Origin of the sequence: Ancylobacter radicis (assembly GCF_018449475.1) — a bacterium.
GTDB classification, from domain to species: Bacteria; Pseudomonadota; Alphaproteobacteria; order Rhizobiales; family Xanthobacteraceae; genus Ancylobacter; species Ancylobacter radicis.
On sequence record NZ_JAHCQH010000004.1, the window covers coordinates 264,193 to 290,546 of the forward strand.

The window sequence follows — 26,354 nt, forward strand, 5'->3', positions numbered from 1 at the left end:
ATTGAAGCGACCGCTGCGTCATGCAGGGGAAGGGCGCTCACGGCGCCCACTGCGGTGAGGAGAGCCCGGATGCGTTTCACGAAATCCTTGATGGTGGCCGCCAGCCTGCTGATCGCGGGCACGGTTGCCGCCGCCGCCCGCCCGGCGGTGGTCACCAACGACCTCAATGTGCGCAGCGGTCCCGGCACGCGCTACGCCGTGGTTGGCTCGCTGCCGGCCGGGGTGCAGGTGAATGTCGGCTCCTGCGGCGGCGGCTGGTGCCGTGCCGGCGGCGGATTCGTCAGCGCCAACTATCTGTCCTTTGGCGGACGCGGCCCGGCGCGGGTGGTCGTGCAGCCCAATTATTATGACAATGACGTCGCGCTCGGCGTCGGTGCCTTCGCGCTTGGCGCGGTGGTGGGGTCCGCCTGGGGACCCGGCTACGGCTATGGCTACGGTCCCGGCTATTGGGGCGGCCCGCGCTATGGGTATGGTCCGCGCTATTACGGCCCGCGCCGCGGCTATTGGGGCGGCGGTCGGGGCTGGCGCGGCGGTCCCGGCTGGCGCGGTGGCCGTCCGGCCTATTGGCGCGGTGGCGGCGGCTGGCGCGGCGGCCCGCCCGCCTGGCGCCGCGGTGGCCCGGTGTTCCGCTGAGGCCTGATCCCTCTCAAAAGAAAGGCGCGCCGTGCGGCGCGCCTTTTTCGTTCTGCCCGTGGTGATCGCTCAGGCGCGGCCGAAGACGCGGCGGAAGATCGTGTCGACATGCTTGAGGTGATAGCCGAGGTCGAATTTCTCGGCGATCTCCTCGGCGCTGAGATATTGGCGCACTTCCTCGTCATTGGTCAGCAGGGTCTGGAACTCGCCCTCGCCGCGCCAGACCGGCATGGCGTTGCGCTGCACGAGGCGGTAGGCGTCCTCGCGGCTGGCACCCTTCTGGGTCAGCGCCAGGAGCACGCGCTGGGAATGCACGAGGCCGCCGAGGCGGTCGAGATTCTTCTGCATGGTCTCGGGATAGACGAGGAGCTTCTCGATCACGCCGGCAAGGCGGTTCAGCGCGAAGTCGAGCGTGACCGTGGCGTCCGGGCCGATCATCCGCTCGACCGAGGAATGCGAGATGTCGCGCTCGTGCCAGAGCGCGACATTCTCCAGCGCCGGGGTGACCATGCCGCGCACCAGCCGGGCGAGGCCGGTGATGTTCTCGGTCAGCACCGGGTTGCGCTTGTGCGGCATGGCGGAGGAGCCCTTCTGGCCGGCCGAGAAGAACTCCTCGGCTTCCAGAACCTCGGTCCGCTGCAAATGGCGGATCTCGATGGCGACGCGCTCCATCGAGGAGGCGACGACGCCGAGCGCGGCGAAAAAGGCGGCGTGGCGATCGCGCGGGATGACCTGCGTCGACACCGGCTCGACGGCCAGCCCCATCTTCGCCGCGACATATTCCTCCACGCGCGGGTCGATCTGCGCGAAGGTACCGACCGCGCCGGAAATCGCGCAGGTGGCCACTTCCTCGCGCGCCGTCACCAGACGGGCGCGGTTGCGGGTGAACTCGGCATAGGCCTGCGCCAGCTTGAGGCCGAAGGTGGTCGGCTCGGCATGGATGCCGTGCGAGCGGCCGATGGTCGGGGTCAGCTTGTGCTCGAAAGCGCGGGTCTCCAGCGCCTTCAGCACGCGGTCGACATCGGCGATCAGGATATCGGCGGCGCGCACCAGCTGCACCGACAGGCAGGTGTCGAGCACGTCCGAGGAGGTCATGCCCTGATGGACGAAGCGCGCCTCCGGGCCGACGATCTCGGCCAGATGGGTCAGGAAGGCGATGACGTCATGCTTGGTGACCGCCTCGATCTCGTCGATGCGGGCGACGTCGAAGGTCGCGTCCTTCGCCATCTCCCAGATTTTCGCCGCCGCGTCCTTCGGCACCACGCCGATCTCGGCCAGCGCATCGGTGGCGTGCGCCTCGATCTCGAACCAGATGCGGAAGCGGGTCTGCGGCTCCCAGATGGAAGCCATTTCGGGGCGGGAATAGCGCGGGATCACGGGCGGGCTCTTTCGGCTGGGGACGGCAGGGTTTCGCGCGCTCTAGCAGATAGGCGTAAGCACGACAAATCCCGTCGCCATTTGCCGCCTTAAACGCGCGCGCTCAGACCAGCTCGCCCCGCGTCCGCGCGGCGGCATCGCGGATCGCCGCGATATTGCCGGCATAGGCGCTCGCGCCACCCTTGAAGGTGGCCGATCCCGCCACCAGCGCGTTGGCCCCGGCGGCGATGCAGGCGCCGGCGGTCTCCGGCGCGACGCCGCCATCGATCTCGATGTCGATCGGACGGTCGCCGATCATCGCCTTGATCTGGCGCACCTTGTCCATCACCGGGGCGATGAAGGCCTGCCCGCCAAAGCCGGGATTGACCGTCATGACGATGACGAGGTCGATGATATCCAGCACATGTTCGATGGCGCTGGCCGGCGTCGCCGGGTTGAGGGCGACGCCCGCCTTTTTGCCGAGCCCGCGGATCGCCTGAAGCGAGCGGTGCAGATGCGGGCCGGCCTCGGCATGGACCGAGATGTGGTCGGCGCCCGCCTTGGCGAAGGCTTCGAGATAGGGATCGGCCGGGGCGATCATCAGATGCACGTCGAACGGCTTGGCCGAGAGCGGGCGCAGCGCCTTCACCACATCCGGGCCGAAGGAGATGTTGGGCACGAAATGCCCGTCCATGATGTCGATATGGATCCAGTCCGCGCCGGCGGCGTCCACCGCTTTGAGCTCCTCGCCGAAGCGGGCGAAATCGCTGGCGAGGATCGACGGGGCGATGATGAGCGGGCGGGTGATCATGGCAGGGCTCTCCGTTGCGCGCCCCTAACATGGGGACAGCACGGCCGCAAGAAAACCGCAGGCGACGTTACGCGAAGTCGGGATGCGCTTACCTTGGGCCAGAGGTAATGTCCGAATCGGGCGACATGTTTCGGGGCGTTGCGAACGACCCCTTGGGAGGAGATCTGAATGGCGAGGATCGGATATCTGGCGGCGGGCGCGGCGGTCGCCGTTTTCGGCGTGTTGTCGGCGATGCCGCAGGCGCAGGCCTGGCGCGCCGGCGCCTGCGGGCCGCGCGGCTGCGTCGGCGTGGCCAATCCCGGCCATTATTACGGGGCCGGCCGCTATTACGGGCCGGTGCCGCGCGGCGGCGGCGTGGTGGTGGTCAATCCGCGCCGCTACTGGCCGCCGGGTGGCGCGGTGGCGGCCGGTGCGGCGCTGGGCTTCCTGACCGGCGTTGCCGCCGCCAGCCTCGCCGGCCCGCCGCCCCAGCCGAATTATTGCTGGTACTACACCAACCCGCAGCGCACCCAGGGTTTCTGGGAGGCCTGCCCCTGAGCGTGCCGGTCTGGCGGTGAGCGACGCGGCCGGGGGCGATGCCCCGGCCGTTCTGTCTGGGGATGGCGCGTGGACGCGGCGAACAGGCGGGGTCTGCCGCCTATCTCCAGCGGTCCTTCCAGGCGGGCAGCGTGCCCGGCTGGGGTAAGGCGGTGGCCTCGAACACCGCGCGGGCGCAGGCGCGCGCCAGCGTCTGAACCACGGCCGCGCCGATCAGCGCGAGGTCGAACACCGGGTCGGCCAGCGGCTTTCGTCCCGTGGCGGCGGAAAAGATGGTGTCGCCGTCGAGCGGGGTATGCACCGGCCAGATGGCATGGGCGTAGCCGTCATGGGCCATGATCGCGAGGCGCTTGCACTGCGCCTTGGTCAGCACCGCATCGGTGGCCACCACCGCGATCGTCGTGTTGGCGATGCCCGCCTCGGCGCCCTCCGGCAGGCCCTTGAGACGCGGCCGGGCGGGAAGCGCGGGCAGGGGGCTGGGCAGGCCGAGGCCACCGAACTCGCCATCCCGCTCGAACGGGGCGGCCCAGAAATGCGGGGCGTCCGCCAGATTGGTGGCGCCGCAGGCATTGACCGCGACCAGCGCGCCGACCCGGTGGCCGCTCGCCGCGATCATCGAGGCCGAGCCGAGCCCGCCCTTGAGATCGACCGTGGTCGCCCCGGTCCCCGCGCCCACCGTGCCGAGCGGGAAGTCGAGCCCGGCGGCGTTGGCGGCGGCATAGCCGAGATCGCGATAGGGCGGGAAGCGGCCCCATTCCTTGTCGCCGCCGTTCAGCAGGTCGAACAGCACCGCGCCGGGCACGATCGGCACCAGCGCGCTGCCGACCGAAAAGCCGATGCCGCGCTCGGCCAGCGCCGCCATCACCCCCGCGCCGGCATCGAGGCCGAAGGCTGAGCCGCCGGACAGGACGAGGGCATGGATGGCGCCCACCGTCTCGTCGGGGGCGAGCAGATCGGTCTCGCGCGTGCCGGGCCCGCCGCCGCGCACATCCACCGAGGCGACGGTCGGCGCGTCGAAGAGAACCGCCGTGACGCCCGAGGCGAGGGCCAGGTCGGTGGCGTTGCCGACGCGCAGGCCGGGAACGTCGGTGATCAGGTTGCGCATCGGTTCGGCCACGGGTCTGTCCATCACATCACGGGGAGAGGCCAAGCGGCCGCATTGCATAAGGGGGAGCGGGCGTGCATTGGAAGGTCCTCTGGTCCGGTTAAGGTTGCGCATTTCATGGCCGACGTCACCCTTCCGGCGGCCTTCGCCGCCGGTATTGCCAGCTTCGTCTCGCCCTGCGTGCTGCCGCTGGTGCCGCCCTATCTGTGCTATCTCGCCGGCACCAGCCTCGACCAGATCACCCATAAGGCGCCGACCGACGCCGCCGCCCGGCGCACGCTGGGCGCGGCGCTGCTGTTCGTCGCCGGCTTCTCGACCGTGTTCGTCGCGCTGGGCGCCGGGGCCTCGGTGGCGGGCGGCTATCTGCGCATGTATTCGCAGGAGCTGAGCATCGTTGCCGGCGTCGCCATCCTGCTGATGGGCCTGCATTTTCTCGGCGTGCTGCGCTTTGGCTGGCTGACCCGGACGAAGCGCGTGCATGTGGACGCGCCCTCCACCCTGGCCGGGGCCTATGTGATGGGCCTGGCCTTCGCCTTTGGCTGGACGCCCTGCATCGGCCCGGTGCTGGCGGCGATCCTGGCGGTGGCGGCGAGCGAGCAGACGCTGACGCGCGGAGCCGGCCTGCTGGCGGTCTATTCGGCCGGGCTTGGCGTGCCGTTCCTGCTGGTGGCGGCGATGGCGCGCCCGGCGCTCGGCCTGCTCGGCCATGCGCGGCGCTATCTGCCGATCGTGGAGAAGGTGATGGGCGCGCTGCTGGTGCTGACCGGTATCGGCTTCCTGTCGGGCTGGATGTCGACGGTGAGCTTCTGGCTGCTGGAGACCTTCCCCGCGCTTTCCCGCTTCGGCTGAGGCTTGGGCTTCGGCTCAGACTTGGCGAAGGGCGGGGCGCCGGCCGTGTGAGCGCGGCGGCGGCGCCACCCGTCGCCAACAGGGCGATCGTCACAACCGCCTATCCTAAAAGAAAACCCGCCGGATCGCTCCGGCGGGTGTCGTGTTCGCGATGGTCGGGCAGCGCCGCGCGGGCGCGCCGGATCAGAGCTCGGTGTAGCCGCCGTCCTTCCAGACGTAGACGACGTAGTCGAGATTGGTGCGGTCACCCTTCTTGTCGAAGGTCAGCTTGCCGAGCACCGTGTCGAAAGCCGCGCCCGAGTGGATGTACTCGGCGACCTTCTTCGGGTCGAGCGACTTGGTCGCGTTGACAGACTGCTGGATCACCTGACCGGCGGCGTAGGAGTAGAGAACATAACCTTCCGGGTCGATGTTCTTCTTCTTGAACTCCTCGACGACCTTGGTCGCGGCCGGGTTCTTGCGCGGATCCGGGCCGAAGGTCATGAGGGTGCCGGCGGCGCCCGGACCGGCGATGGTCCAGAACTCCTTGTCGGTGATGCCGTCGCCCGAGAACAGGACGGTGGTCATGCCCTGGTCGCGCATCTGGCGCACGATCAGGCCGGCCTCGGTGTGCAGGCCGCCATAATAGAGCACGTCGACATTCGCCGCCTTGAGCTTGGAGACGAGGGCCGAATAGTCCTTCTCACCCGGATTGATGCCTTCATAGACGACTTCCTTGACGCCGCCGGCATTCATGGCCTTCTGCGTCTCGTCCGCCAGACCCTTGCCGTAGGGGGTCTTGTCGTGGACGATGCCGATCTTCTTGCCCTTCAGGTTCTTGATGATGTACTCGGCGGCAACGGCGCCCTGCTGGTCATCGCGGCCGCAGGTGCGGAACACGTTGGCGAGGCCGCGCTCGGTCAGCTTCGGGTTGGTCGAGGCCGGGGAGATGGCGAGCACGCCGGCTTCGGCATACTGCTCGGAGGCGGGGATCGACACGCCCGAGTTGAAGTGGCCGATCACGAACTTCACGCCGTCGGCGATGAACTTGTTGGCGACCGAGATGCCCTGCTCGGGCTTGGAGGCGTCGTCGCCGACCACGATCTCGACCTTCTGGCCGAGCAGGCCACCGGTCGCGTTGACATCGGCCGCCCACTGGTCGGCGCCGTTCTTGAGCTGCGCGCCGAAAGTGGCGTTCGCACCGGTGATCGGGCCGCCGACGCCGACTTTAACCTGCGCCGAGGCGGGAACGGCCAGCGCCGCCATGGCGCCGAGCGCGATGCCCGCAAACAGAAGCTTCTTCATGAACTTCTCTCCTGATTCTGGAAGGGTGGTCTTCGCAGCCTGAGCGGACAGGAAGCTCGCGCCCCGATCCGCCATCATGCTCTTTTCCGTCCTCGTGTCGACGAGGAAGCGAAACTTGGTGAAGCCGCTCACACGCGGTCGCCGGGCGCCTCGCGGGAGGTGCCTTCGAGCCAGCCGAACGGCCCCGACTGACGGTAGATCCAGCCATAGCGCGTCGCCATCTGGCTCGCCCGCTCAGAACGGAAGCCGAGGGTGACGAGCGCCATGAGGAACGCCGTGTCGGTCAGGAAATAGTGCGCGGACAGCAGCGTGCCCTCGAACAGGGCGAAGTGGAAGAAGCGCACCACGCAGCCCAGCAGGATGGCGTAGAGCACGGCCTGGCGGTAGCCGCGCCAGGTGCGGGCGATCGAGCGCCCGGTGAACCAGGCCGCGCCGCCGCCGAGGAACACGCTGACCAGCAGAAAGTCGCCGAGCGAGACCTCGATCACCAGATCGGGCGCGATGACGGCCGCGACCAGGCTGGCGATGACGACAAGGGCGGGGACGACCACCGCGAGGCTGGTCGTCGGGCCCTGGGAGATGAGGGTTCCTTGGGTCGCCATGCTCAGTGCTTCCCGCCTTCGAGATAGGCCGCCCGGACTTCCGGGCGCTCCAGCAGTTCGCGGCCTTCGCCGGACAGGGTGACGAGGCCGTTGACCAGAACATAGCCGCGATGGGCGAGCTTGAGCGCGTGGAAGGCGTTCTGCTCGACCAGGAACACGGTGAGGCCCTCGGCCCGGTTGAGTTCGCGGATCGCGTCGAAGATCTGCTTCACGATCAGCGGGGCGAGGCCGAGCGAGGGCTCGTCCAGCATCAAGAGGCGCGGCCGGCTCATCAGCGCGCGGCCGATGGCCAGCATCTGCTGCTCGCCGCCCGAGAGCGTGCCGCCGCGCTGGTTGATGCGCTCCTTGAGGCGCGGGAACAGCACGAAGACCTTTTCGAGATCCTGTTCGAAATGGGCGAAGCCGTCGACCGAGGCGCCCATTTGCAGGTTTTCGAACACGGTCATGCGCGGGAAGATGCGGCGGCCTTCCGGCGACTGGGCGATCTTCAGATGCGCGATCTCATGGGTCGGCATCTGCGTGATGTCGCGGCCCTCATAGAGGATCTGCCCTTCGCGGGCGCGCGGCTGGCCGAAGATGGTCATCATCAGCGTCGACTTGCCGGCGCCGTTGGAGCCGATCAGGGTAACGATCTCGCCGCGATGGACGTCCACGTCGACGCCCTTCAGCGCCATGATGTTCCCGTAGAAGGTCTTCACCCCGCGCACCGCCAGCATCGGCGTGGCGTCGGTCGGGGCGAGCGGGGCGCCCGCGCTGCGGGGCGCGGTGGTCAGGGTGTCGCTCACGGATTGGCTCCCGTGGAATGGCCGCCGGTGTCGATGCCGATCTCGGCCTCGACCTCCTCCACCGCGTCCTCGTCGACGCCGAGATAGGCGGCGATGACGCGCGGGTCGTTCTTCACATAGTCGGGCGTGCCGTCGGAGATCTTGGTGCCGTAATCGAGCACGACCACGTGGTCGGAAATCTCCATCACCACGCTCATGTCATGCTCGATCAGCAGGATCGAGGTGCCATGCTCGGCGCGGATCGAGCGCAGCAGATTGTTGAGTTCCAGGCTCTCGCGCGGGTTGAGGCCGGCGGCGGGCTCGTCAAGGCAGAGCAGGATCGGCTCCGAGCACATGGCGCGGGCGATCTCCAGCCGGCGCTGCGCTCCATAGGGCAGGTCGCCGGCCGGATCGTCCGCGCGCTCGGTGAGGTCGACCTTGTCGAGCCAATACTTGGCCTTTTCGGTGGCCGCGCGCTGGGCCGCGTTCCAGCCCGGCAGGCCGAACAGGCCCTTGAGCGAGAAGCCGGAGGCCAGCATCAGCGCATTGTGCTGGGCCACCATCAGGTTTTCCAGCACGGTCATGCCGGTGAACAGGCGGATGTTCTGGAAGGTGCGCGCCACCTTCGCCTCGCCGGAGACGCGGTAATCGGGCAGGCGTTCGAGCAGATAGACGCTCGATCCCTTGCCGACCATGCCGCGCTCGCCGATGAGCGTGAGCCGGGCCACTTCCTCCGGCGTCGGCGCGCGGCCATGGCCGAGCACCAGCCGGCCCTCGCTCGGCTTGTAGAAGCCGGTGATACAGTTGAACACCGTGGTCTTGCCGGCGCCGTTCGGGCCGATCAGCGCGGTGATCTGGCCGCGGCCGACCTTGAAGCTCAGGTCGTTGACCGCGACGAGGCCGCCGAAGCGCATGAACAGATGTTCGACGGAGAGGATGGGGTCGGCCTCCCAGACGGGAATGCCGGTGTCGAGGGTCGCCATCAGCCGTGACCCTCCTTGACGTGATCGCCGGACACCGCCTTGCGCTCCTTCAGAAAGATGGTGGGATCGCGGGTCGAGACGAGGCCGCGGGGCTTCCAGACCATGATCGCGACCATGGCGAAGCCGAACAGCAGCATGCGGTAGAGGCTCGGGTCGAAATCATTGCCGAAGACCTGGGTGAGGAAGCCGAGATTGCGCAGCATTTCCATGCCGCCCATCATCACCGCCGCCGCCACCGCGACGCCGATCTGCGAGCCCATGCCGCCGAGCACCACGATGGCGAGGATCATCGCCGAGATGTCGAAGGTGAAGCTCTCGGGCGAGACGAAGCCGGCGCGCACCGCGAAGAAACAGCCCGCGAAGCCGCCGAACATGGCGCCGGTGGCAAAGGCGGAGAGCTTCACATTGGTGGTGTTGATGCCGAGCGAGCGGCAGGCGATCTCGTCCTCGCGCAGGGCTTCCCAGGCGCGCCCGACCGGCAGCTTGCGCAGCCGCACCGTCACGAAGGCGGTGAGCATCGCCAGAGCGAGGATGACGAAATACAGGAAGATGATGCGGTGCATCGGGTCGAAGGGAATGCCGAACAGCGCCGCGAAGCCGTCCTCGCTGGCATTGAACGGGATGCCGAAGAAGGTGGCGCGCGGGATCGACGCGATGCCGGCGCCGCCGCCGGTGAAGTCCACCCAGTTGATCAGCACGAGGCGGATGATCTCGCCGAAGGCCAGCGTCACGATGGCGAGATAGTCGCCGCGCAGGCGCAGCACCGGGAAGCCGAGGATCATGCCCCAGACACCGGCGAACAGGCCGGCCATGGGCAGGCAGATCCAGAACGCCCAGTTGGCCCAGAAGGTCTCGCCGAGCAGGCCGGCGAAGAAGTCGTTGATCGGCGCCGAGGTCGCCAGCAGCGCGTAGGTGTAGGCGCCGACGGCATAGAAGGCGACATAGCCGAGGTCGAGCAGGCCGGCGAGGCCGACGACGATGTTGAGACCCCAGCCGAGCATCACATAGGTGAGGATGAGGATGCCCAGATCGATCAGATAGCGGCTCTCGCTCAGGCCGCCGAGGCCCAGAACGGCCAGCAGCGGGAAGAAGATGGCGAGGCCGAGCAGCGCCGGCTTGACCGCCGGGCCGACCGTGGTGCCCATCCGGTCGAACACGGTGGGGCCGGTCGAGATGCGCGGGCGCCGGTTCGGCGACCAGACGGTCAGATTGAGGATCAGGCGCCCGACGAAGATGATGCCGACCATGACGGCGAGCGTCATCGGGCGGTAGGTGAGGCCGAGCGCCCCGTCGATGACGATGGTCTCGAAGCCGATCAGCGGGCCGAACAGGCCGAGGGCGACGAGGCCGGCGAGGAAGGCGTCCTTGAAGGCGTGCGCCATCAGGGGGGTGTGCGCCCGGGCGGGCGCGGTGTCGGCAAGTTGCACTGCCATGATGGCCTACCTCAGACCTTCTCGACTTCCGGCCGGCCGAGCAGGCCCTGCGGCATGAAGATGAGGGTGATGGCGAGGATCGAGAACGCGGCCACGTCCTTGTATTCGATCGAGAAATAGGCGGACCAGAAGGTCTCGATCAGGCCGATCAGCAGCCCGCCCAGCACCGCGCCGGGGAGCGAGCCGATGCCGCCGAGCACCGCGGCGGTGAACGCCTTCACGCCGGGCACGAAGCCATCGGCGAAATGGGCGACGCCGTAATACATCATGTACATGACGCCGGCGACGGCGGCGAGGGCGGCACCGATGACGAAGGTCAGCGAGATGGTGTGGTCGACATTGATGCCGAGCAGCGCGGCCATCTTGCGGTCCTGCTCGCAGGCGCGCTGGGCGCGGCCGAGCGAGGTTTTCTGCACGAGGTACCAGAAGCCCATCAGCAGCGCGGCGGTCACCACCATGATGATGACCTGCTTCCAGGCCAGCGTGACCTGATAGCCGCCGGAATCCATCAGCACGATCACGTCGGTCACCATCGGCGGCACCGGCTTGTTGCGCGGGCCCTGCGAGACCTGGACGAAATTGGCGAGGAAGATCGACATGCCGATGGCGGAAATCATCGGGGCGAGGCGGAAGGAGCCGCGCAGCGGGCGGTAGGCCACCCGCTCGATCGCCCAGTTGGTCAGCGAGGTGAAGAACATCGCCACCACCAGCACGATGGCCAGCGCCAGGAAGATGGAGGTGATGCCGAGCACCGTCGTCAGCAGCAGGAAGCAGATCAGCGCGACGAAGGTGGACACCATGAACACATCGCCATGGGCGAAGTTCACCATCCCGATAATGCCAAAGACCATGGTGTAGCCGATGGCGATGAGCCCATAGATCGAGCCCAGCGTTAGCCCGTTTATGAGCTGCTGAATGAAGACTTCCATTTTGTGTTCCGGCTCCCCTCAGCCGTTTGCGAACGCCGCACGCTTGTGGTGTGCATAATTTATAATCTTGCCCGCAACGTATGCGGGTTCCCACTTCTAGCGCGCGTTACGCCCAGATACAATTCGATCGAAAGACGAAATGCAATCGATCGAAACAGGTGATGTATCGGTATTAGGGGACCTTCATGCTGATTTTCCTTGCCTTTCAAGGTTTTGTCGCAATTCCCCTCCACCCCCTCCTTTCGTCGACATCTTCATTTTTGTGTCATGTTTGCCGGGTTGCCCGCCGCCCGCATCGCTCGTCTTCCAAAGGCTTTCCGCGCACGTTATGCACAGCCAATGGGCGCCCGGCATGGGGCGGCGCAGGAGACGCGGGTGGACGAGAGCACAAGGCATACGCCGCATGAGGGGCACAGCGTCGAGGCGGGGCTTTACCGCGAGGCGATGAGCCGTCTGGCGGCGGCGGTGCATGTCGTCACCACGCGCGGCGCGGAGGGGCGGGCCGGCTTCACCGCGACCGCCGTTGCCTCCGTCTCCGACAGCCCGCCGACCCTGCTGGTCTGCCTCAACCGCCGGATCCAGTCGGCCCCCGCCTTCCGGCAGGCCGGCCTGTTCGCGGTGAACATGCTGAGCGCGGAGCAGGAAGCGGTGGCGCAGAGCTTTGGCGGGCGCGGCGGGCTCTCCGGCGAGCAGCGTTTCGGCGTGGGCTCCTGGCACGAGGGCGAGCTTGGCCTGCCGTGCCTGGCCGGCGCGCTGGCCGTGTTCGAGTGCCGGCTGATCGAGGCCCGCCATGTGGCGACGCATGACGTGCTGGTCGGGCGGGTCGAGGCGGTCACGCTCGGTCCCGCGCATCCCAGCCTCGTCTATCTCGGCCGCGACTTCCGCCGGGTCTGAGGCTCAGAGCCTTTTCGAGCGAAGCGAATTCCGGTTCGCGTCAAGACAATGCGTCTGACCAAAAGCTCTAGGCGGTCTGACCGGCGACCCAGCCGGAGGCCCAGGCCCACTGGAAATTATAGCCGCCGAGCCAGCCGGTGACGTCGACCACCTCGCCGATGAAATACAGCCCCGGCACGGTGCGCGCCTGCAGGGTGCGCGAATCGAGATCATCCGTATCCACGCCCCCGAGCGTCACCTCGGCGGTGCGGTAGCCCTCCGAGCCGGTGGGCTTGAGGCGCCAGCCATTCACCGCCGCGTCGATCTTCTGCAGCATCTTGTCGGAGAGGTCCGCGAGATTGCGCCCGCCCGCCTCCCGCTCGGCAATCAGTTGGGCGAGGCGCTTGGGCACGATCTCGGCCAGCGCGGTCGCCGGGGCCTGCCGGCCATTGGCGCCTTTGACCGCGCGCAGGCGGGCGAACACGTCCGTGCCGGGCGCCATGGCGATCTCGATCTCCTCGCCCTCGTGCCAATAGGAGGACATCTGCAGGATGGCCGGGCCGGAGAGGCCGCGATGGGTGAACAGCATCGCCTCCTCGAACGAGGTCTTGCCGTGCCGCACCCGCGCCGGCACCGCCACGCCGGCCAGCGGGGCGAGGCGCTCCAGCAGGCCGGGTTCGAGGGTGAGCGGCACGAGGCCGGGCCGCGTCGGCTGGAGCTTCAGGCCGAACTTGCCGGCGATCTCGTAGCCGAAGCCGGTGGCCCCCATCTTCGGGATCGACTTGCCGCCCGAGGCGATGACCAGCGAGCGGCAGGCGAGCGGCCCGGCGCTGGTGGCGAGCAGGAAGCCGTCTGCGCTGCGCTCGACCGCGTTGACGGCGGTGGTGAGGCGCAGGTCGGCGCCGGCCGCGCGCAGGCCCCCGGTCAGCATGTCGACGATCTGCCGGGCCGAGCCGTCGCAGAACAACTGGCCGAGCGTCTTCTCGTGCCAGGCGATGCCGTGACGGTCCACGAGGCCGATGAAATCCTGCGGCGTGTAGCGTTTCAGCGCCGAGATAGCGAAGGACGGGTTGGCGGAGAGGTAGTTCTTCGGGGTGGTGCCGAGATTGGTGAAGTTGCAGCGCCCGCCGCCGGAGATGCGGATCTTTTCGCCGGGCGCGCGGGCATGGTCGATCACCACGACGCGGCGCCCGCGCTTGCCGGCCTCCCAGGCGCACATCATGCCGGCCGCGCCAGCCCCGATGATGGCGACGTCGACCGTCTCGGCCCGGCTCATGGCTGCGGCCCGCTGGCCGCCGTCTCATAGGCATGCGTGCCGCCGCAATAATCGGTGACGCGCCAGCCCTCGGGCGTGGCGTCGAGATAATCCGGCCCGACCGGCACCTTGCCGTAGCCGCCGGGGATGTCGAGCACATAGGTCGGCAGGGCAAGGCCGGAGAGCCGCCCGCGCAGCGCCCGCATCAGCTCCTGCCCGCGCGCTATCGGCAGGCGGAAATGCGCGGTGCCCGGTGCGAGATCGGGATGGTGCAGGTAATAGGGCTTCACCCGGCACTCGACGAGGGCGCGGAACAGCTCCGCCAGCGTCTGCGCCTCGTCATTGACGCCCCTCAGCAGCACGGACTGGCTGACCAGCGCGATGCCGGCATCGGCAAGGCGGGCGATCGCCGCCCGCGCCGGCGGGCCCAGTTCGCGGGCATGGTTGGCGTGAACCGCGACATAGGTGGTGAGCCGGGGATGGCGCAGCGCCGCCACCAGCGTGGCCGTTACCCGCTCGGGCGCCGCCACGGGCACGCGGGTGTGGAAGCGCACGATCTTCACATGGGCGATGCCGGCCAGCCGCGTCATCAACTCGCCGAGGCGGCGCGGGGAGGCGACCAGCGGATCGCCGCCGGTCAGCACGACCTCCCAGATCTGCGGATGGGCGGCGATATAGGCGAGGGCGGTCTCGATCGCCTCGTCCGACAGGCTGGTCTCGGCCCCCGGCCCGACCATTTCGCGGCGGAAGCAGAAGCGGCAATAGACGGCGCAGACCCCCACCAGCTTCAGCAGCACCCGGTCCGGGTAGCGGTGGACGATGCCGGGCACCGGGCTGTGCGCGTCATCGCCGATGGGATCGGCATCCTCCTGCGGCGTCGTCTCCAGTTCGCGCGCATCCGGCACGAACTGGCGGGCCACCGGATCAGCGGGATCGTGACGGTCGATCAGCGCGGTGAGCGTCGGCGTCACCGCCACCGCATAGCGCGCCGCCACGGCGTCGAGGTCATGGTCGGCAGGCAGCAGGCCGGCGCCGGCAAGCTCGTCCAGCCGGCGCAGCGTACGCGGCATGGCGGCCATGGGCGAGGGCGGGGTGGGGCGGGGCGCGGAACTCATGCGCGGCTTTGTGATCGTTTCCGACTTTATCGGCAAGCCGCCCCATGCTGCACTGCGCTATATGACGCTCGATCCGAGGTGAGGTGCCCCATGTTTGCGCGCGAGGAAGAAGTGCTGGCGGCGGCCGCGCGCTGGCGGCGCGAGGGGCAGGGCGTGGCGCTCGCCACCGTGGTCCAGACCTGGGGCTCGGCCCCGCGTCCGGTCGGCAGCCATCTCGTCGTCGACGCGGAAGGCCGCTTTCTCGGCTCGGTATCGGGTGGCTGCGTCGAAGGTGCGGTGGTCGCGGAGGCCACCGAGGTGATCGCCGACGGGCAGGCGCGGCTGCTGGAATTCGGCGTCGCCGACGAGACCGCCTGGCAGGTCGGCCTGTCCTGTGGCGGGCGCATCAGCGTCTATGTCGAGAAGGTCGACTGATGGACCTCGCTCTGCTTGAGGCGCTCAATGCCGAGCGTGCCGCCCGCCGCGCCACCGTGCTGGTGACCGAACTCGGCTCCGGCCGGCAGCGGCTGGTCCGCCCCAGTGATGTGGAGGGCGATCCGCTCGCCGCGCCGCTGGCGGAAGCGTTTCGCACCGGCAAGAGCGCGCTGGTGGAGGAGGGAAATGAGCGCGTGTTCCTCACCGCGCAGGTGCCCTCGCCCCGCCTCGTCATCACCGGCGCGGTGCATATCTCCCAGGCGCTGGCCCCGATGGCCGCGCTGGCCGATTTCAGCGTGACGATCATCGACCCGCGCACCGCTTTCGCCACCGCCGAGCGGTTTCCCGGCGTCGATATTCGCGCCGAATGGCCGGAGGTGGCGCTGCCGGCGCTGCGGCTCGATCCGCATACCGCGCTGGTCGCCCTGACCCACGACCCGAAGATCGACGATCCCGCGCTCGCCGCGGCGCTCGCCGCTGGCTGCTTTTATGTCGGCGCGCTCGGCTCACGGAAGACCCACGCGAACCGGCTGGAGCGCCTCGCGGGGCGGGGGCATGCGCCGGACCAGCTTGCCCGCATCCACGCCCCGATCGGGCTCGATATCGGCTCGGTCAGCCCGGCCGAGATCGCCGTCGCCATTCTCGGCGAGGTGATCGCCGATCTGCGCCGCAAGCCGCTGCGCCGGGAGCGGGCGGCGTGAAGTTCGGCACGCTGCCGCTCGGCGACGCGGAAGGCGCGATCAGCGTGCACGCCCTGCGCACCGCCGGAGTGGAACTGCGCAAGGGCAGCCACCTCGACAGGGCGACGCTGGACCGGCTGGCGGCGGGCGGCGTTGCCGATATCGTCGCGGTGCGGCTGGAGCCGGGCGATGTCGGCGAGGACGAGGCGGCCGGCGCCATCGCCGCGGCGATCAGCGGCCCGCATGCCCGCCCCGACCCGGCCTTTACCGGACGTGCCAATATCCGCGCGGCGGAGGCCGGCGTCCTTGTCGTCGATCGTGCGGGCGTCGACGCGCTCAACGCGATCGACGAGGCGGTGACGCTGGCGACGCTGCCGGCCTTCGCGCATGTCTCGCCCGGCCAGATGATCGCGACCGTGAAGATCATTCCCTTCGCCGTCGAGGCGGCGGCGATGGAGGGGGCGCGAGCGGTCTGCCGGCCGCTGATCGAGATCGCGCCCTACCGGCTGCGGCGGGTCGCGGTGATCTCCACCCTGCTGCCGGGTCTCGCCGAGAAGGTGATCGCCAAGACGCTGCGCACCATCGCCGCGCGGCTGGAGGCGGCGGGTGCGACCATCGCCTTCGAGCGGCGGGTGGCGCATGACGAGGCGTCGCTCGCCGCCGTTCTCACGCAGGTGCACGAAGCGGGCGCGGAACTCGCCATCGTGTTCGGCGCCTCCGCCATTGCCGACCGGCGCGACGTGGTGCCGGCCGCCATCGCGGCGGCGGGCGGCGTGGTCGAGCATTTCGGCATGCCGGTCGATCCCGGCAATCTGCTGCTGCTGGCCCGGCTGCGCGACATGTCGGTGCTCGGCGCGCCGGGCTGTGCCCGCAGCCCCAAGGAGAACGGCTTCGACTGGGTGCTGCGCCGCCTGCTGGCCGGCCTTACTGTCACGCGGCAGGATGTGATGGGGCTCGGCGTTGGGGGCTTGCTGATGGAAATTCCCTCCCGGCCGCAGCCGCGCGAGACGGCGCCGGTCACCGGACGCGGCGCGGTGGTGGTGCTCGCCGCCGGGCGCGGCACGCGCATGCCGCATGCCCACAAGCTCACCGCCCATGTGGACGGGGCACCGCTCATCCGCCGCGCGGTGGCGGCGGCGCTGGCGTCAAAGGCCCGCCCGGTGATCGTGGTGACCGGGCATGAGGCGGACAAGGTGCGCGCCGCGCTGGCCGGCCTCGATGTCGTGTTCGCCCATAATCCCGATTTCGCGGAGGGGCTGTCCACCTCGCTGCGCGCGGGCATCGCCGCTTTGCCGGAGGAGGTCGACCGGGTGGTGGTGATGCTCGCCGACATGCCCAAGGTCGAGGCCGGGCTGATCGACCGTCTGGCCGGCGCCATCGACCCGCCCGCCGGCGCGCTCATCGCCGTGCCGGTGAGCGACGGGCGGCGCGGCAATCCGGTCGCCTGGGGGCGGCCGTTGTTCGGCGAGTTGACGGCGCTCACCGGGGATGTCGGCGCCCGTCACCTGATCGCGGCCTATGGTGAGGCGGTGGTGGAGATCGCGGTGGAAGGCGAGGGCGCGTTTCTCGATATCGACACGCGCGAGGAGCTGGAGGCGCTGGAAATCCACGAGATCGCCGCCCGTGCCGATGTCGATGCCGGCCCGGCGCTGGACGGCATGCAGGCGGAAGATGCCTGAGGCTCAATAGGGCATGAAGACGGAGAGGGTGAGATAGGCGCCAGCCTCCTCGTCCGAACTCCAGCGCCAGCCGCCGGCGGCGCGCAGATCCTGCCCCTTGACCGGCAGCAGGATGAAACCGCCGATCCGCGCGTCGCGGGTGAGCCAGTCGGTGCTGGCGGCGGTCTCGATGCCGATTTCCAGCCAGTCCTGCGCGCGCCAGCCGGCGGCAAGGCGCGCGCAGGCCGCGCCATCCGCCGTCGTCGCGCTGATCGAGGCCGACAGGGTGCGGCGCTCATCCCAGCGGTAGAACCATTCGGCGACCAGCTTGCCGCCATATTGCGTGCCCTGATCGCGATTGGCGGGATCGGGCAGATCGAGCCGGTTGTCGGTCATGGCGAGGCCGGCATAGAGCGCCAGCGCGTGCGGGCCGTGCAGGAACTGCCAGCCGATCAGGACCTCGGCCTCGGTCTTGGTCGCGCCGTTCCAGCCGCCGGCGACATCGGCCGTCTCATAGCGGTAGCGCCCGCCGCCGCCCTGCGCGCGCAGGCGCAGCCCTTCCTCGTCCATGCGGGCGAACGGCGCCCAGGCGAGGCCGGCCCAGCCATAGGAGGTGTCGCGTGCGAGATCGACGCCGGAATAGAAGTAGAGCCGTCGTTTGACGCTCTCCGTCAGCGGCTCGCCGGCAAGGGCGGCGCTGTCGAGCCCGAGCGTCAGCACCACCAGAGCGAGCAGCAGCAGGCGCCAGCCCATCGCCCTCCGGCGGCAGGCTGTCCCCGCCGGACAGCGGACACGCGTCGGCGCAGGCGAACCGGGCATCGGCGCGCTCGTCGGATCGGGGGATGTGCGAAATGCAACTCATCCGAGCATTTGCGGATGGTTGTGTTCAATCAATCGGCGATTGAATCGCGCCCGCTGATTCGCTGGAAACCACGATTTCGCGCGGCTTTTCTCACACCGGCGGTGCGAACAGATGTTCGACCGGGACGCCGACCCGCTCGCAGATGAGATCGGCCACCATCTGGCGATGGCAATGCTCGGGGTGACGCTCGAAGCAGAGCACGCAGACCCGGCGTCCGGCGCGCACCATCTGCGTCAGTTCGTCGAGCTGTTCCTGCGCCGTGGGGGTGGCCAGATGCGCGTCATAGATGCGCCGCAGCTCGCCATAATGGCCGCTGCGCGCCGCCTGCCGCCCCTCCGCCGGGGTGCCGAGGCCGCGCAGATGCAGATAGCCGATGCCGCGCTCGGAGACGCCCGCCGCGAGGTGGCTCTTGGAAAAGCCGGCGCGGCGCGAGGCGGCGACCGCGCGCACATCCACCAGCAGGTCCACGCCCGCTCCCGCCAGCGTGTCGAGCACGGCGGCGGAGGACACCTGTTCATAGCCGATGGTGAAAAGCGGAGCGGGGCTGTCGGACATCGGGCGAGAATGAAGCGCCCGCGCGGGCTTGTCGAGGTGGCGCGAATCTGTGGACTTCTCAGGAGCTGGCACCACTGGCCCCGCGCGCGCGTGCTAGACGCAGGGCAGGGTACGGGAGACGTGTCAGCCAGGGTACGCGCCAGCCAGGGATCGACGTTCGGATATGAAGATCGGTATCGAGCTTGGAAGCAGTGCCACCGGCCAGCCGGTTCGGCTCGATCTGGAGGAGCTTCTGTCCACCCGCCTGCTCGTGCAGGGCAATTCCGGCTCGGGCAAGTCGCATCTGCTGCGCCGCCTGCTGGAGCAGAGCGCCGGCCATGTGCAGCAGGCGATCATCGACCCGGAAGGCGATTTCGTCGGCCTCGGCGAACGCTTCGGCCATGTGGTGATCGACGCCGAGCGCACCCAGGGCGAGATCCAGCGCATCGCCGCCCGCATCCGCCGGCACCGCGCCTCGGTGGTGTTCAATCTCGAAGGGCTGGATGCCGACGCCCAGATGCGCTCGGCCGCCGCCTTCCTCAACGGCCTGTTCGAGGCGGATCGCGAATATTGGTACCCGATGCTGGTGATCGTCGACGAGGCGCAGCTTTTCGCGCCCTCCGGCGCCGGCGAGATTTCCGATGAGGCCCGCCGCGTCTCGCTCTCGGCCATGACCAATCTGATGTGCCGCGGCCGCAAGCGCGGCCTTGCCGGCGTCATCGCCACCCAGCGCCTCGCCAAGCTGGCCAAGAACGTCGCGGCGGAAGCCTCGAACTTCCTGATGGGCCGCACCTTCCTCGATATCGACATGGCCCGCGCCGCCGACCTGCTGGGCATGGAGAAGCGGCAGGCGGAGAGCTTCCGCGACCTCAACACCGGCTCTTTCGTCGCGCTCGGCCCGGCCCTGTCGCGCCGCCCGCTGGCGCTGAAGATCGGCCATGTGGAGACGGCGAGCCGCAACGGACGGCCTGAACTCATGCCGCCGCCGGAACTCGGCTCGGCGCAGATCCAGGACCTGATCTTCGACGACCTCGCCGCTGAGCCGGCGCCGGTGCCGGTGCGGCGGGCCGAGGCGCGCCCGGTCGAGGAGATCATCGAGACGCTGGAAGTGGCGCGCGCGCCCGAGCCGGTGCCGGTCGACCCGGAAGCGGCCGCCGCCTTCGAGGCCGAGCGCGAGGCGCTGGTCGAGGAGATCGTGCGCCAGTTCGTGGCCGATGGCGACGCGCCGTTCCGCTCGGCCGCCTCGCTCTACCCGGACTTCCTCGTTCATTGCCGCGTGCGCCGCGTCGGCTCCAGGGTGCCGGATCTCGCCGACTTCACCCGCCGCCTCGCCATTGCCCGCGCCGGGCTGGACGGGCGGGTGGACAGCGAGGAGTGGCGCCGGGCGGTGGACCAGGCGTCCGGCCTGCCGGAGGAGATGCAGGGCGTGTTCCTGCTGCTCGCCCGCGCCGGCATGGAGGGCGCGCCCTCGCCGGCCGACGAGGTGCTCGCCAAGGCCTATGGCAGCCGTTCGCCCTCGCGGGGGCGCTGGCTGCTGACCTATATGGAGGAGCGCGGCCACCTCGTCTGCGAGGCGGATTTCCGCGGCCGGCGCGTGGTGCGCTTCCCCTCGCTCGGCTGGAAGACCGCGCCGGGCGACCCCAAGGCGCTGTCGGCCTGAGAGCCTTTGTGCAGCGGGCTGGGTGTGCGTGCTTCGAGACGCGGGCTTTGCCCGCTCCTCAGCATGACGAAGGTCTTTTGGGTTATCTTCAAGACCACTCGTCATCCTGAGGTGCCCGGCGGAGCCGGGCCTCGAAGGACGCACCACCGTTCCGCTTATCCTCCATACAGGTAGTTCGGCAGCCACAGGGCGAAGCCGGGGAACATGTAGAGCAGCACCATCGCGAAGACGACGATGTAGATGAACGGCATGACGCCGGAGAAGATCTGCTCGATCGTCACCCCCTTCGGCGCCACGCCCTTGAGATAGAAGGGCGCCATCGCCACCGGCGGCGAGAGGAACGAGGTCTGCAGGTTCAGCGCCACCAGCACGCCGAAGAAGATCGGGTCGATGCCGAAATGGTCGAGCAGCGGCAGGAAGATCGGCAGGAAGATGACGATGATCTCCGTCCATTCCAGCGGCCAGCCCAGCACGAAGATGATCGCCTGGGTGAGCAGCAGGAAGCCGATCGGGCCGAGATCGAGGCTCATGATGAACTCCTCGACCAGACGCTGGCCGCCCAGCAGCGCGAAGACGGCCGAGAACACCGCTGAGCCGACGAACAGCCAGCACACCATGGCCGAGGCGCGGGCGGTGAGGAACACCGAGTCCTTCAGCTTGGTGAAGCTGAAGGTGCGGTAGGCCAGCGCCAGCAGCACCGCGCCGAAGGCACCGATGGCGGCGGCTTCCGAGGGCGTGGCGAGGCCGAGGATGATGCAGCCCAGCACCGTGACGATCAGCGCGACCAGCGGCACGAAGGAGGTCAGCAGCGCCCAGATGATGGTGAGCGTCGGGACGTTTCGCTCCTCCGCCGGCAGCTTCGGCGCCAGCGACGGGTTGAGCATCGCCCGGATGATGACATAGGCGATGTACATGCCGGCGAGCGCGATGCCGGGGAAGAAGGCGGCGGCATAGAGCTTGACCACCGAGACGCCGGCGGTGGCACCGTAGAGGATCAGCATCACGCTCGGCGGGATGAGGATGCCGAGGCAGCCGCCGGCGCAGACCACGCCCGAGGCGAGCTTGGTGTCGTAGCCGGCGCGCAGCATGGCCGGGAAGGCGAGCAGGCCCATCAGCGTCACCACCGCGCCGACGATGCCGGTGGCGGTGGCGAACAGCGCGCAGGTGATGAGGGTGGCGACCGCGAGCGAGCCGGGAATCCAGCCCGCCGCGAGCTGGATGGAGCGGAACAGCCGGTCGAGGATGTTCGCCCGCTCGATCACATAGCCCATGAACAGGAACAGCGGGATCGAGATCAGCACGTCGTTGGCCATCACCGAATAGGTGCGCTGGACGAACAGGTTGAAGATGCTGTCGCCTTGCGTGAAGTAGCCGAAGCCCACGCCCAGCGCCATCAGCGTGAAGGCGATGGGGAAGCCGAGCATGAGGAAGATCAGGAACAGCACCAGCATCAGGATGCCGAGGGCGGGATCGGAAAGGAACATCACAGCGACCCCCGCGTGGTGCTTTCGCGTTCGATGGCGTTGAGGACGGCTTCGGGATCGTCCTTTGTGGCGGCTTCTTCGAGGATGAGCTTTTCCATCTCCTCGACATCGTGCAGGCGCTGCGGCCAGTCGCCCTCGCGGATGCAGATCAGGCAGCGCACCACCTCGACGACGCCTTGCAGCAGCAGCAGCACGCCGGTGATCGGGATCAGCGCCTTGAACGGCCAGATGACCGGCCCGTCCGGGCTGAAGGAGGAATGCTCGTTGAGCATGTAGGAGAGCTGGAAATAGCCCCAGCCGGCATAGATCAGCGCCAGGATGCCCGGAAAATAGAACAGGAAGTACAGGACGAGATCGGTCTTGGCCTGCGTCGCCGGAGCCCATTTCCGATACATGAAATCGCCGCGCACATGGCCGTTGCGCGAGAGCGTGTAGGCGCCGGCCATCATGAACAGGGCGCCATAGAGCATCAGGCTGACATCATAGGCCCAGGTGGTGGGGTCGCGCAGGACATAGCGGCAGAACACCTCATAGGTGATCGCCAGCATGAGAATGACGATGCACCAGGCGAATGTCTTGCCGACAAAGGCATTCAGCCGGTCGACGCCGAGCAGGAGGGATTGCATGGACGGGCCTCTTCGAGCGGGCACGCGTGAGGCATGGCAACGTTCGCCGCCGCACGCGGTCCATCGACGCGCAGCCATGCCGGGAGTGATGCGGCGGATGAAAAACGCCCCCCTCCGTCGCCGGAGAGGGGCGCAATGCGGACGGCGGATCAGGCCGTCTTGAAGAAGTGGTCGTAGGCGAACTTCGAATCCGGCTCATATTCCAGCCGGAAGCCGACGACGCGCTTGGCCCAGGCCTTCTGGCTGTCGACCACCTTCTTGAACACCGGATCGGCGGAGAGGTTGGCGATCACCACGTCCCAGGCCTTGAGCTGGGCTTCCAGCACCGCCTTGGGGGTCGGCAATACCTTCACGCCGCGCGCCCGGATGGCTTCGAGATCCTTGGAGTAGCGATCCTGCGCCTTCCACATCATGGTCGAGGAGGTGGCGTCGGACGCGCCCCTGAGGATCTCCTGCACGTCCTTGGGCAGGCTGTCGAACTTGGTCTTGTTGAACAGGATCTCGAAGCATTCGAGCGCCTGATGGTAGCTGCCGAGCATGTAGACCTTGGCGACGTCCGGGAAGCCGAGCACGAGGTCGGAGGAGGGGTTGTTGAACTCGGCGCCGTCGAGCAGGCCGCGGTCGATGGCCGGCACGATTTCGCCGCCCGGCACGATCGTCACCGCCGCGCCGAACTCCTTGAAGAGATCCGCGCCGAGGCCGACGGTGCGGTACTTCATGCCCTTCATGTCGCCGGCGCCGGTGATCTCCTTCTTGAACCAGCCGAGCGGCTGGCTCGGCATCGGCCCGGAGAGCATGCCGACCACGTTGAGCTTCAGCGTGTTCTGTACGAGGTCGTCATAGAGTTCCTGCCCGCCGCCATAGCGGACCCAGCCGAGCAGTTCGTCGGCGTCCCAGCCAAAGGCCGGGGCGGTGCCGAACAGGGAGAAGGCCTTGCTCTTGCCGTACCAGTAGGCGGCGACGCCGTGGCCGCCATCAAGGATGCCGGACGAGACCGCGTCCAGCATCTGGAAGGCGGGAACCACCGAACCGGCCGGCAGGATTTCCAGTTCCACGCGCCCGCCCGTCATCGCATTGACGCGCTTGACATAGTCGCCGGCGAATTCGTGGAAGATGTCCTTGTTCGGCCAGGTCGACTGGAATTTCAGCTTGATCGGGGCCTGGGCATGGACGGCGGGGGCGGCGACCACGCTGGCGCCGGCAACGGCGGCGGCTGTGGCAATGAAGCGGCGACGGCTGGTGCGGACATCGTGACGCGCGTCCGCATTCTTCCCTGACGTGTCGGTCATGGGGTTCCTCCTATGGCGTTTCCTCGCGGGTCATGCCCGCCGGGCGGCGCTTTTGCGCCTTGTCCCGATGTTCCAAGGAGACGATGCCGAAAGGGCAAGTGCAAGCTTTAAATGTCGGCATTTCCGTAGAGTTGACCAAACGAAAGTCGTATGTCCGGCGGTTTTCGGTGGGGTGGCGGCCGGTTTCGTCATGCCTCTGTCATCCGCGCCTATTTGAAGTGCGCCCAGAGCGGGGCCGCGCCCCGCGACAGATGGGGATTCTTCCATGCGCTCGATTCTTCTGGCCGGTGTTTCGGCCCTCGTGCTGGGCCTCGCGGCGTCCGCCGCCTCCGCGCAGGCGCCCGCCGCCTTCAACCGCATCGCCACGTTCAATGTGGTCGACAATCTGCCGGCCGGCGCGGATCCGGCCAAGGAGACGGCGGCCGAGATCATCACCTATACCGAGGATGGCAAGACGCTGATCTACAGCGACAGCCCCGGCAAGCGCATCGGCTTCATCGACATCACCGACCCGACGGCGCCGAAGCCCGCCGGCGTGGTGGCGCTCGATGGCGAGCCGACGACCACCGTGGTGATCGGCGGCAAGGCCTATGTCGGCGTCAACACCTCGGAATCGAAGTCCAATCCCTCGGGTCATCTCGCGGTGGTCGACATCGCCTCGCGCAAGGTCGAGGACAAGGTGGATCTCGGCGGCCAGCCCGACGCCGTGGCCAAGAGCCCGGACGGGAGCTTCCTCGCCATCGCGATCGAGAATGAGCGCGACGAGGAGATCAATGACGGCGCCATCCCACAGCTGCCGGCCGGCAACCTCACCTATTTCCAGGTGAAGGACGGCCGCGTGGTCGACGCCTCCAAGAAGGTGGTCGACCTCACCGGCCTCGCCGCCATCGCCCCGGAAGACCCGGAGCCGGAATATCTCGACATCAATTCAAAGAACGAGGTGGTCGTCACCCTGCAGGAGAACAACCACATCGTCGTGGTCGATCTCAACACCGGCAAGGTGACGAGCAACTTCTCCGCCGGCACCGTCTCGCTCGACAAGATCGACACCAAGAAGGACAAGGTGATCGACCTCAGCGGTTCCATGAAGGATGTGCCGCGCGAGCCCGACACCGTGCAGTGGGTCGACGACAACCGCTTCGTCATCGCCAATGAAGGCGACTGGAAGGGCGGCACGCGCGGCTTCTCCATCTTCGACAAGACCGGCAAGCTGCTGTTCGATTCCGGCGTCGCGCCGGAGCACATGGCGGTGCGCCTCGGCCATTACCCCGACAAGCGCAACAAGAAGGGCATCGAGATGGAGGGCGCGGAAGTCGCCACCTTCGATGGCCAGAAGCTGATCTTCGTCGCCTCCGAGCGCGGTTCGCTGGTCTTCGTCTATCGCGACAAGGGCGGTGCCGAGGCGCCGGAATTCCTCCAGGTCCTGCCGGGCGGCATCGGCCCGGAAGGTCTGATGGCGATCCCCTCGCGTGACCTGTTCGTCACCGCCAGCGAGACCGATCTGCGTGAGGATGGCAGCATCGGCTCGGTGGTGACGGTCTATCAGCGTCAGCCGGGCGCCACCTCCGCCTATCCGACCATCCTGTCCGAGAACGGCCCGGACGGCCTGCCGATCTGGTGGTCCGCGCTCTCCGGCTTCGCTGCCGACCCGAAGACGCCGGGCATGCTCTATGCCGTGACCGACAGCGCCTATGCGCAGGCGCGCATCCTGACCGTCGACGCCACCAGCCTGCCGGCCAAGATCACCAAGGCGACGGTGCTGACGGTGGATGGCAAGCCGGCCCAGGGTCTTGACCTCGAAGGCATTGCGGTGCGTCCCGAGGGCGGGTTCTGGATCGCCTCCGAGGGCAACCCGGAGAAGAAGGAAAACCCGACGCAGAACCTGCTGGTGCGGGTTGATGCCGACGGCAACGTCGCCGAGCAGATCGCCCTGCCGGAGGCGCTCGCGTCCCAGGCAACCCGCTTCGGCTTCGAGGGCGTCGCCGTCACCGGCACCGGCGCGGACGAGACCGTGTGGATCGCCGTGCAGCGCGAGTGGAAGGACGATCCGAAGGGCTTCGTGAAGCTGCTCGCCTACAAGCCCGCCGACAAGAGCTGGACCTATGTGCGCTACCCGCTCGACAAGCCGGCCAAGGGCTGGATGGGCCTGTCCGAGCTGACCGCCTACAAGGACGGCTTCATCGTCATCGAGCGCGACAACCAGATCGGCCCGAATGCCAAGACCAAGAAGCTGACCTATGTCTCGCTCAAGGGCGTGACCCCGGTCGCCCTCGGCAGCGAGGCGCAGCCCCCGGTGCTGACCAAGACCGAGGTCAAGGACCTTCTGCCGCTGCTCGCCGCCCCGCATGGCTATGTGCTCGACAAGGTCGAGAGCTTCGCCATCGACGCCGCCGGCAACGCCTTCATCGTCACCGACAATGACGGCGTCGACGGCTCCTCGGGCGAGACACAGTTCTTCGCCATCGGCAAGCTGAACTGATCCTGCGTCCCTGCGCCCGCTGAGCCGCGGCGCAGGGATCTGGTGTGACGAATGAGGCGGGCGCTCCAGGGCGCCCGCCTTTTTCATGGGGGGTTCCCACACTGGTCACGGCGCGGTGGGTCTGATTTCTATGAGGCCC

At 68.3% G+C, this 26,354-nt stretch carries 25 protein-coding genes; 9 read left to right on the top strand and 16 right to left on the bottom strand.

What is annotated here, in order from left to right; translation table 11 throughout:
• Positions 1-69 precede the first annotated feature (69 nt).
• Complete coding sequence (locus KIP89_RS01455; protein ID WP_213753623.1) at positions 70-633, top strand: SH3 domain-containing protein; 564 nt, start codon at positions 70-72, stop codon at positions 631-633.
• Positions 634-702: 69 nt separating this feature from the next.
• Here the strand turns inward: KIP89_RS01455 and purB are convergent, their stop codons facing one another.
• Positions 703-2,010 (bottom strand): adenylosuccinate lyase, encoded by a 1,308-nt coding sequence (purB, locus tag KIP89_RS01460; protein WP_213753624.1) that lies wholly within the window; start codon positions 2,008-2,010, stop codon positions 703-705.
• Between the two features lie 103 nt (positions 2,011-2,113).
• Complete coding sequence (rpe, locus tag KIP89_RS01465; RefSeq protein ID WP_213753625.1) at positions 2,114-2,800, bottom strand: ribulose-phosphate 3-epimerase; 687 nt, start codon at positions 2,798-2,800, stop codon at positions 2,114-2,116.
• A 168-nt stretch (positions 2,801-2,968) separates the two neighbouring features.
• Here rpe and KIP89_RS01470 point away from each other — a divergent pair, with 168 nt between their 5' ends.
• A complete protein-coding gene (locus KIP89_RS01470) occupies positions 2,969-3,337 on the top strand; it encodes a hypothetical protein (RefSeq protein WP_213753626.1) in 369 nt (122 codons plus the stop codon).
• 100 nt (positions 3,338-3,437) lie between these two features.
• Here KIP89_RS01470 and KIP89_RS01475 read toward each other — a convergent pair whose 3' ends face one another.
• On the bottom strand, positions 3,438-4,442 hold the full coding sequence (locus KIP89_RS01475) for a P1 family peptidase (protein ID WP_213753673.1): 1,005 nt from the start codon (positions 4,440-4,442) through the stop codon (positions 3,438-3,440).
• A 117-nt stretch (positions 4,443-4,559) separates the two neighbouring features.
• Between KIP89_RS01475 and KIP89_RS01480 the strand changes: the two genes are divergently transcribed.
• Positions 4,560-5,291: a cytochrome c biogenesis CcdA family protein gene (locus KIP89_RS01480; RefSeq protein WP_213753627.1), complete on the top strand. Its 732-nt coding sequence runs from the start codon at positions 4,560-4,562 to the stop codon at positions 5,289-5,291.
• A gap of 183 nt (positions 5,292-5,474) precedes the next feature.
• Here KIP89_RS01480 and KIP89_RS01485 read toward each other — a convergent pair whose 3' ends face one another.
• The 6 genes from KIP89_RS01485 to KIP89_RS01510 form a co-directional block, all read right to left on the bottom strand.
• Complete coding sequence (locus KIP89_RS01485; protein ID WP_213753628.1) at positions 5,475-6,575, bottom strand: branched-chain amino acid ABC transporter substrate-binding protein; 1,101 nt, start codon at positions 6,573-6,575, stop codon at positions 5,475-5,477.
• 128 nt (positions 6,576-6,703) lie between these two features.
• Positions 6,704-7,078 (bottom strand): DUF6867 family protein, encoded by a 375-nt coding sequence (locus KIP89_RS01490; protein WP_213753674.1) that lies wholly within the window; start codon positions 7,076-7,078, stop codon positions 6,704-6,706.
• Between the two features lie 101 nt (positions 7,079-7,179).
• Positions 7,180-7,962, bottom strand: a complete 783-nt coding sequence (locus tag KIP89_RS01495) for an ABC transporter ATP-binding protein (RefSeq protein ID WP_369807020.1) — start codon at positions 7,960-7,962, stop codon at positions 7,180-7,182.
• The gene (locus KIP89_RS01500; RefSeq protein ID WP_213753629.1) at positions 7,959-8,924 is read right to left on the bottom strand and encodes an ABC transporter ATP-binding protein; all 966 of its coding nucleotides are present in this window, start codon (positions 8,922-8,924) and stop codon (positions 7,959-7,961) included. Before KIP89_RS01500 ends, KIP89_RS01495 begins: the two co-directional genes overlap by 4 nt.
• The gene (gene livM, locus KIP89_RS01505; protein WP_213753630.1) at positions 8,924-10,357 is read right to left on the bottom strand and encodes a high-affinity branched-chain amino acid ABC transporter permease LivM; all 1,434 of its coding nucleotides are present in this window, start codon (positions 10,355-10,357) and stop codon (positions 8,924-8,926) included. Before livM ends, KIP89_RS01500 begins: the two co-directional genes overlap by 1 nt.
• Positions 10,358-10,368: 11 nt before the next feature.
• Positions 10,369-11,286 carry an ABC transporter permease subunit gene (locus KIP89_RS01510; RefSeq protein WP_213753631.1) on the bottom strand — a complete coding sequence of 306 codons (918 nt, stop codon included), beginning with the start codon at positions 11,284-11,286 and terminating at the stop codon, positions 10,369-10,371.
• A 375-nt stretch (positions 11,287-11,661) separates the two neighbouring features.
• Here KIP89_RS01510 and KIP89_RS01515 point away from each other — a divergent pair, with 375 nt between their 5' ends.
• Positions 11,662-12,180, top strand: coding sequence for a flavin reductase (locus tag KIP89_RS01515; protein ID WP_369807021.1), 519 nt, complete (start codon positions 11,662-11,664; stop codon positions 12,178-12,180).
• A gap of 67 nt (positions 12,181-12,247) precedes the next feature.
• On the opposite strand, the gene KIP89_RS01520 is transcribed toward KIP89_RS01515, so the two are convergent.
• Together KIP89_RS01520 and KIP89_RS01525 are read right to left on the bottom strand one after the other, a co-directional pair.
• Positions 12,248-13,435, bottom strand: coding sequence for a BaiN/RdsA family NAD(P)/FAD-dependent oxidoreductase (locus tag KIP89_RS01520; protein WP_213753633.1), 1,188 nt, complete (start codon positions 13,433-13,435; stop codon positions 12,248-12,250).
• The gene (locus tag KIP89_RS01525) at positions 13,432-14,529 is read right to left on the bottom strand and encodes a lysine-2,3-aminomutase-like protein (protein ID WP_250152105.1); all 1,098 of its coding nucleotides are present in this window, start codon (positions 14,527-14,529) and stop codon (positions 13,432-13,434) included. The genes KIP89_RS01520 and KIP89_RS01525 overlap by 4 nt, the downstream gene beginning before the upstream one ends.
• Positions 14,530-14,619: 90 nt before the next feature.
• On the opposite strand from KIP89_RS01525, the gene KIP89_RS01530 reads away from it, so the two are divergent.
• The 3 genes from KIP89_RS01530 to KIP89_RS01540 are packed head-to-tail and all read left to right on the top strand — an operon-like array spanning position 14,620 to position 17,302.
• Positions 14,620-14,943: an XdhC family protein gene (locus tag KIP89_RS01530; RefSeq protein ID WP_213753634.1), complete on the top strand. Its 324-nt coding sequence runs from the start codon at positions 14,620-14,622 to the stop codon at positions 14,941-14,943.
• Positions 14,943-15,644, top strand: coding sequence for an XdhC family protein (locus tag KIP89_RS01535; protein ID WP_213753635.1), 702 nt, complete (start codon positions 14,943-14,945; stop codon positions 15,642-15,644). Before KIP89_RS01530 ends, KIP89_RS01535 begins: the two co-directional genes overlap by 1 nt.
• Entirely contained in the window at positions 15,641-17,302 is a 1,662-nt protein-coding gene (locus KIP89_RS01540) for an NTP transferase domain-containing protein (protein WP_213753636.1), read from the top strand. Before KIP89_RS01535 ends, KIP89_RS01540 begins: the two co-directional genes overlap by 4 nt.
• A gap of 3 nt (positions 17,303-17,305) precedes the next feature.
• Here the strand turns inward: KIP89_RS01540 and bcsS are convergent, their stop codons facing one another.
• Positions 17,306-18,034 (bottom strand): cellulose biosynthesis protein BcsS, encoded by a 729-nt coding sequence (bcsS, locus tag KIP89_RS01545; protein ID WP_213753637.1) that lies wholly within the window; start codon positions 18,032-18,034, stop codon positions 17,306-17,308.
• A gap of 199 nt (positions 18,035-18,233) precedes the next feature.
• A complete protein-coding gene (locus tag KIP89_RS01550) occupies positions 18,234-18,698 on the bottom strand; it encodes a DUF488 domain-containing protein (protein WP_213753638.1) in 465 nt (154 codons plus the stop codon).
• 163 nt (positions 18,699-18,861) lie between these two features.
• Between KIP89_RS01550 and KIP89_RS01555 the strand changes: the two genes are divergently transcribed.
• On the top strand, positions 18,862-20,337 hold the full coding sequence (locus tag KIP89_RS01555; protein WP_213753639.1) for a helicase HerA domain-containing protein: 1,476 nt from the start codon (positions 18,862-18,864) through the stop codon (positions 20,335-20,337).
• Between the two features lie 155 nt (positions 20,338-20,492).
• Here the strand turns inward: KIP89_RS01555 and KIP89_RS01560 are convergent, their stop codons facing one another.
• From KIP89_RS01560 to KIP89_RS01570, 3 genes are all read right to left on the bottom strand, one after another.
• A complete protein-coding gene (locus tag KIP89_RS01560) occupies positions 20,493-21,821 on the bottom strand; it encodes a TRAP transporter large permease (RefSeq protein ID WP_213753640.1) in 1,329 nt (442 codons plus the stop codon).
• On the bottom strand, positions 21,821-22,447 hold the full coding sequence (locus tag KIP89_RS01565; protein WP_213753641.1) for a TRAP transporter small permease subunit: 627 nt from the start codon (positions 22,445-22,447) through the stop codon (positions 21,821-21,823). The genes KIP89_RS01560 and KIP89_RS01565 overlap by 1 nt, the downstream gene beginning before the upstream one ends.
• 149 nt (positions 22,448-22,596) lie before the next feature.
• Positions 22,597-23,736 carry a TRAP transporter substrate-binding protein gene (locus KIP89_RS01570; protein ID WP_213753642.1) on the bottom strand — a complete coding sequence of 380 codons (1,140 nt, stop codon included), beginning with the start codon at positions 23,734-23,736 and terminating at the stop codon, positions 22,597-22,599.
• A gap of 265 nt (positions 23,737-24,001) precedes the next feature.
• On the opposite strand from KIP89_RS01570, the gene KIP89_RS01575 reads away from it, so the two are divergent.
• Positions 24,002-26,215, top strand: coding sequence for an esterase-like activity of phytase family protein (locus KIP89_RS01575; protein ID WP_213753643.1), 2,214 nt, complete (start codon positions 24,002-24,004; stop codon positions 26,213-26,215).
• Positions 26,216-26,354 lie beyond the last annotated feature (139 nt).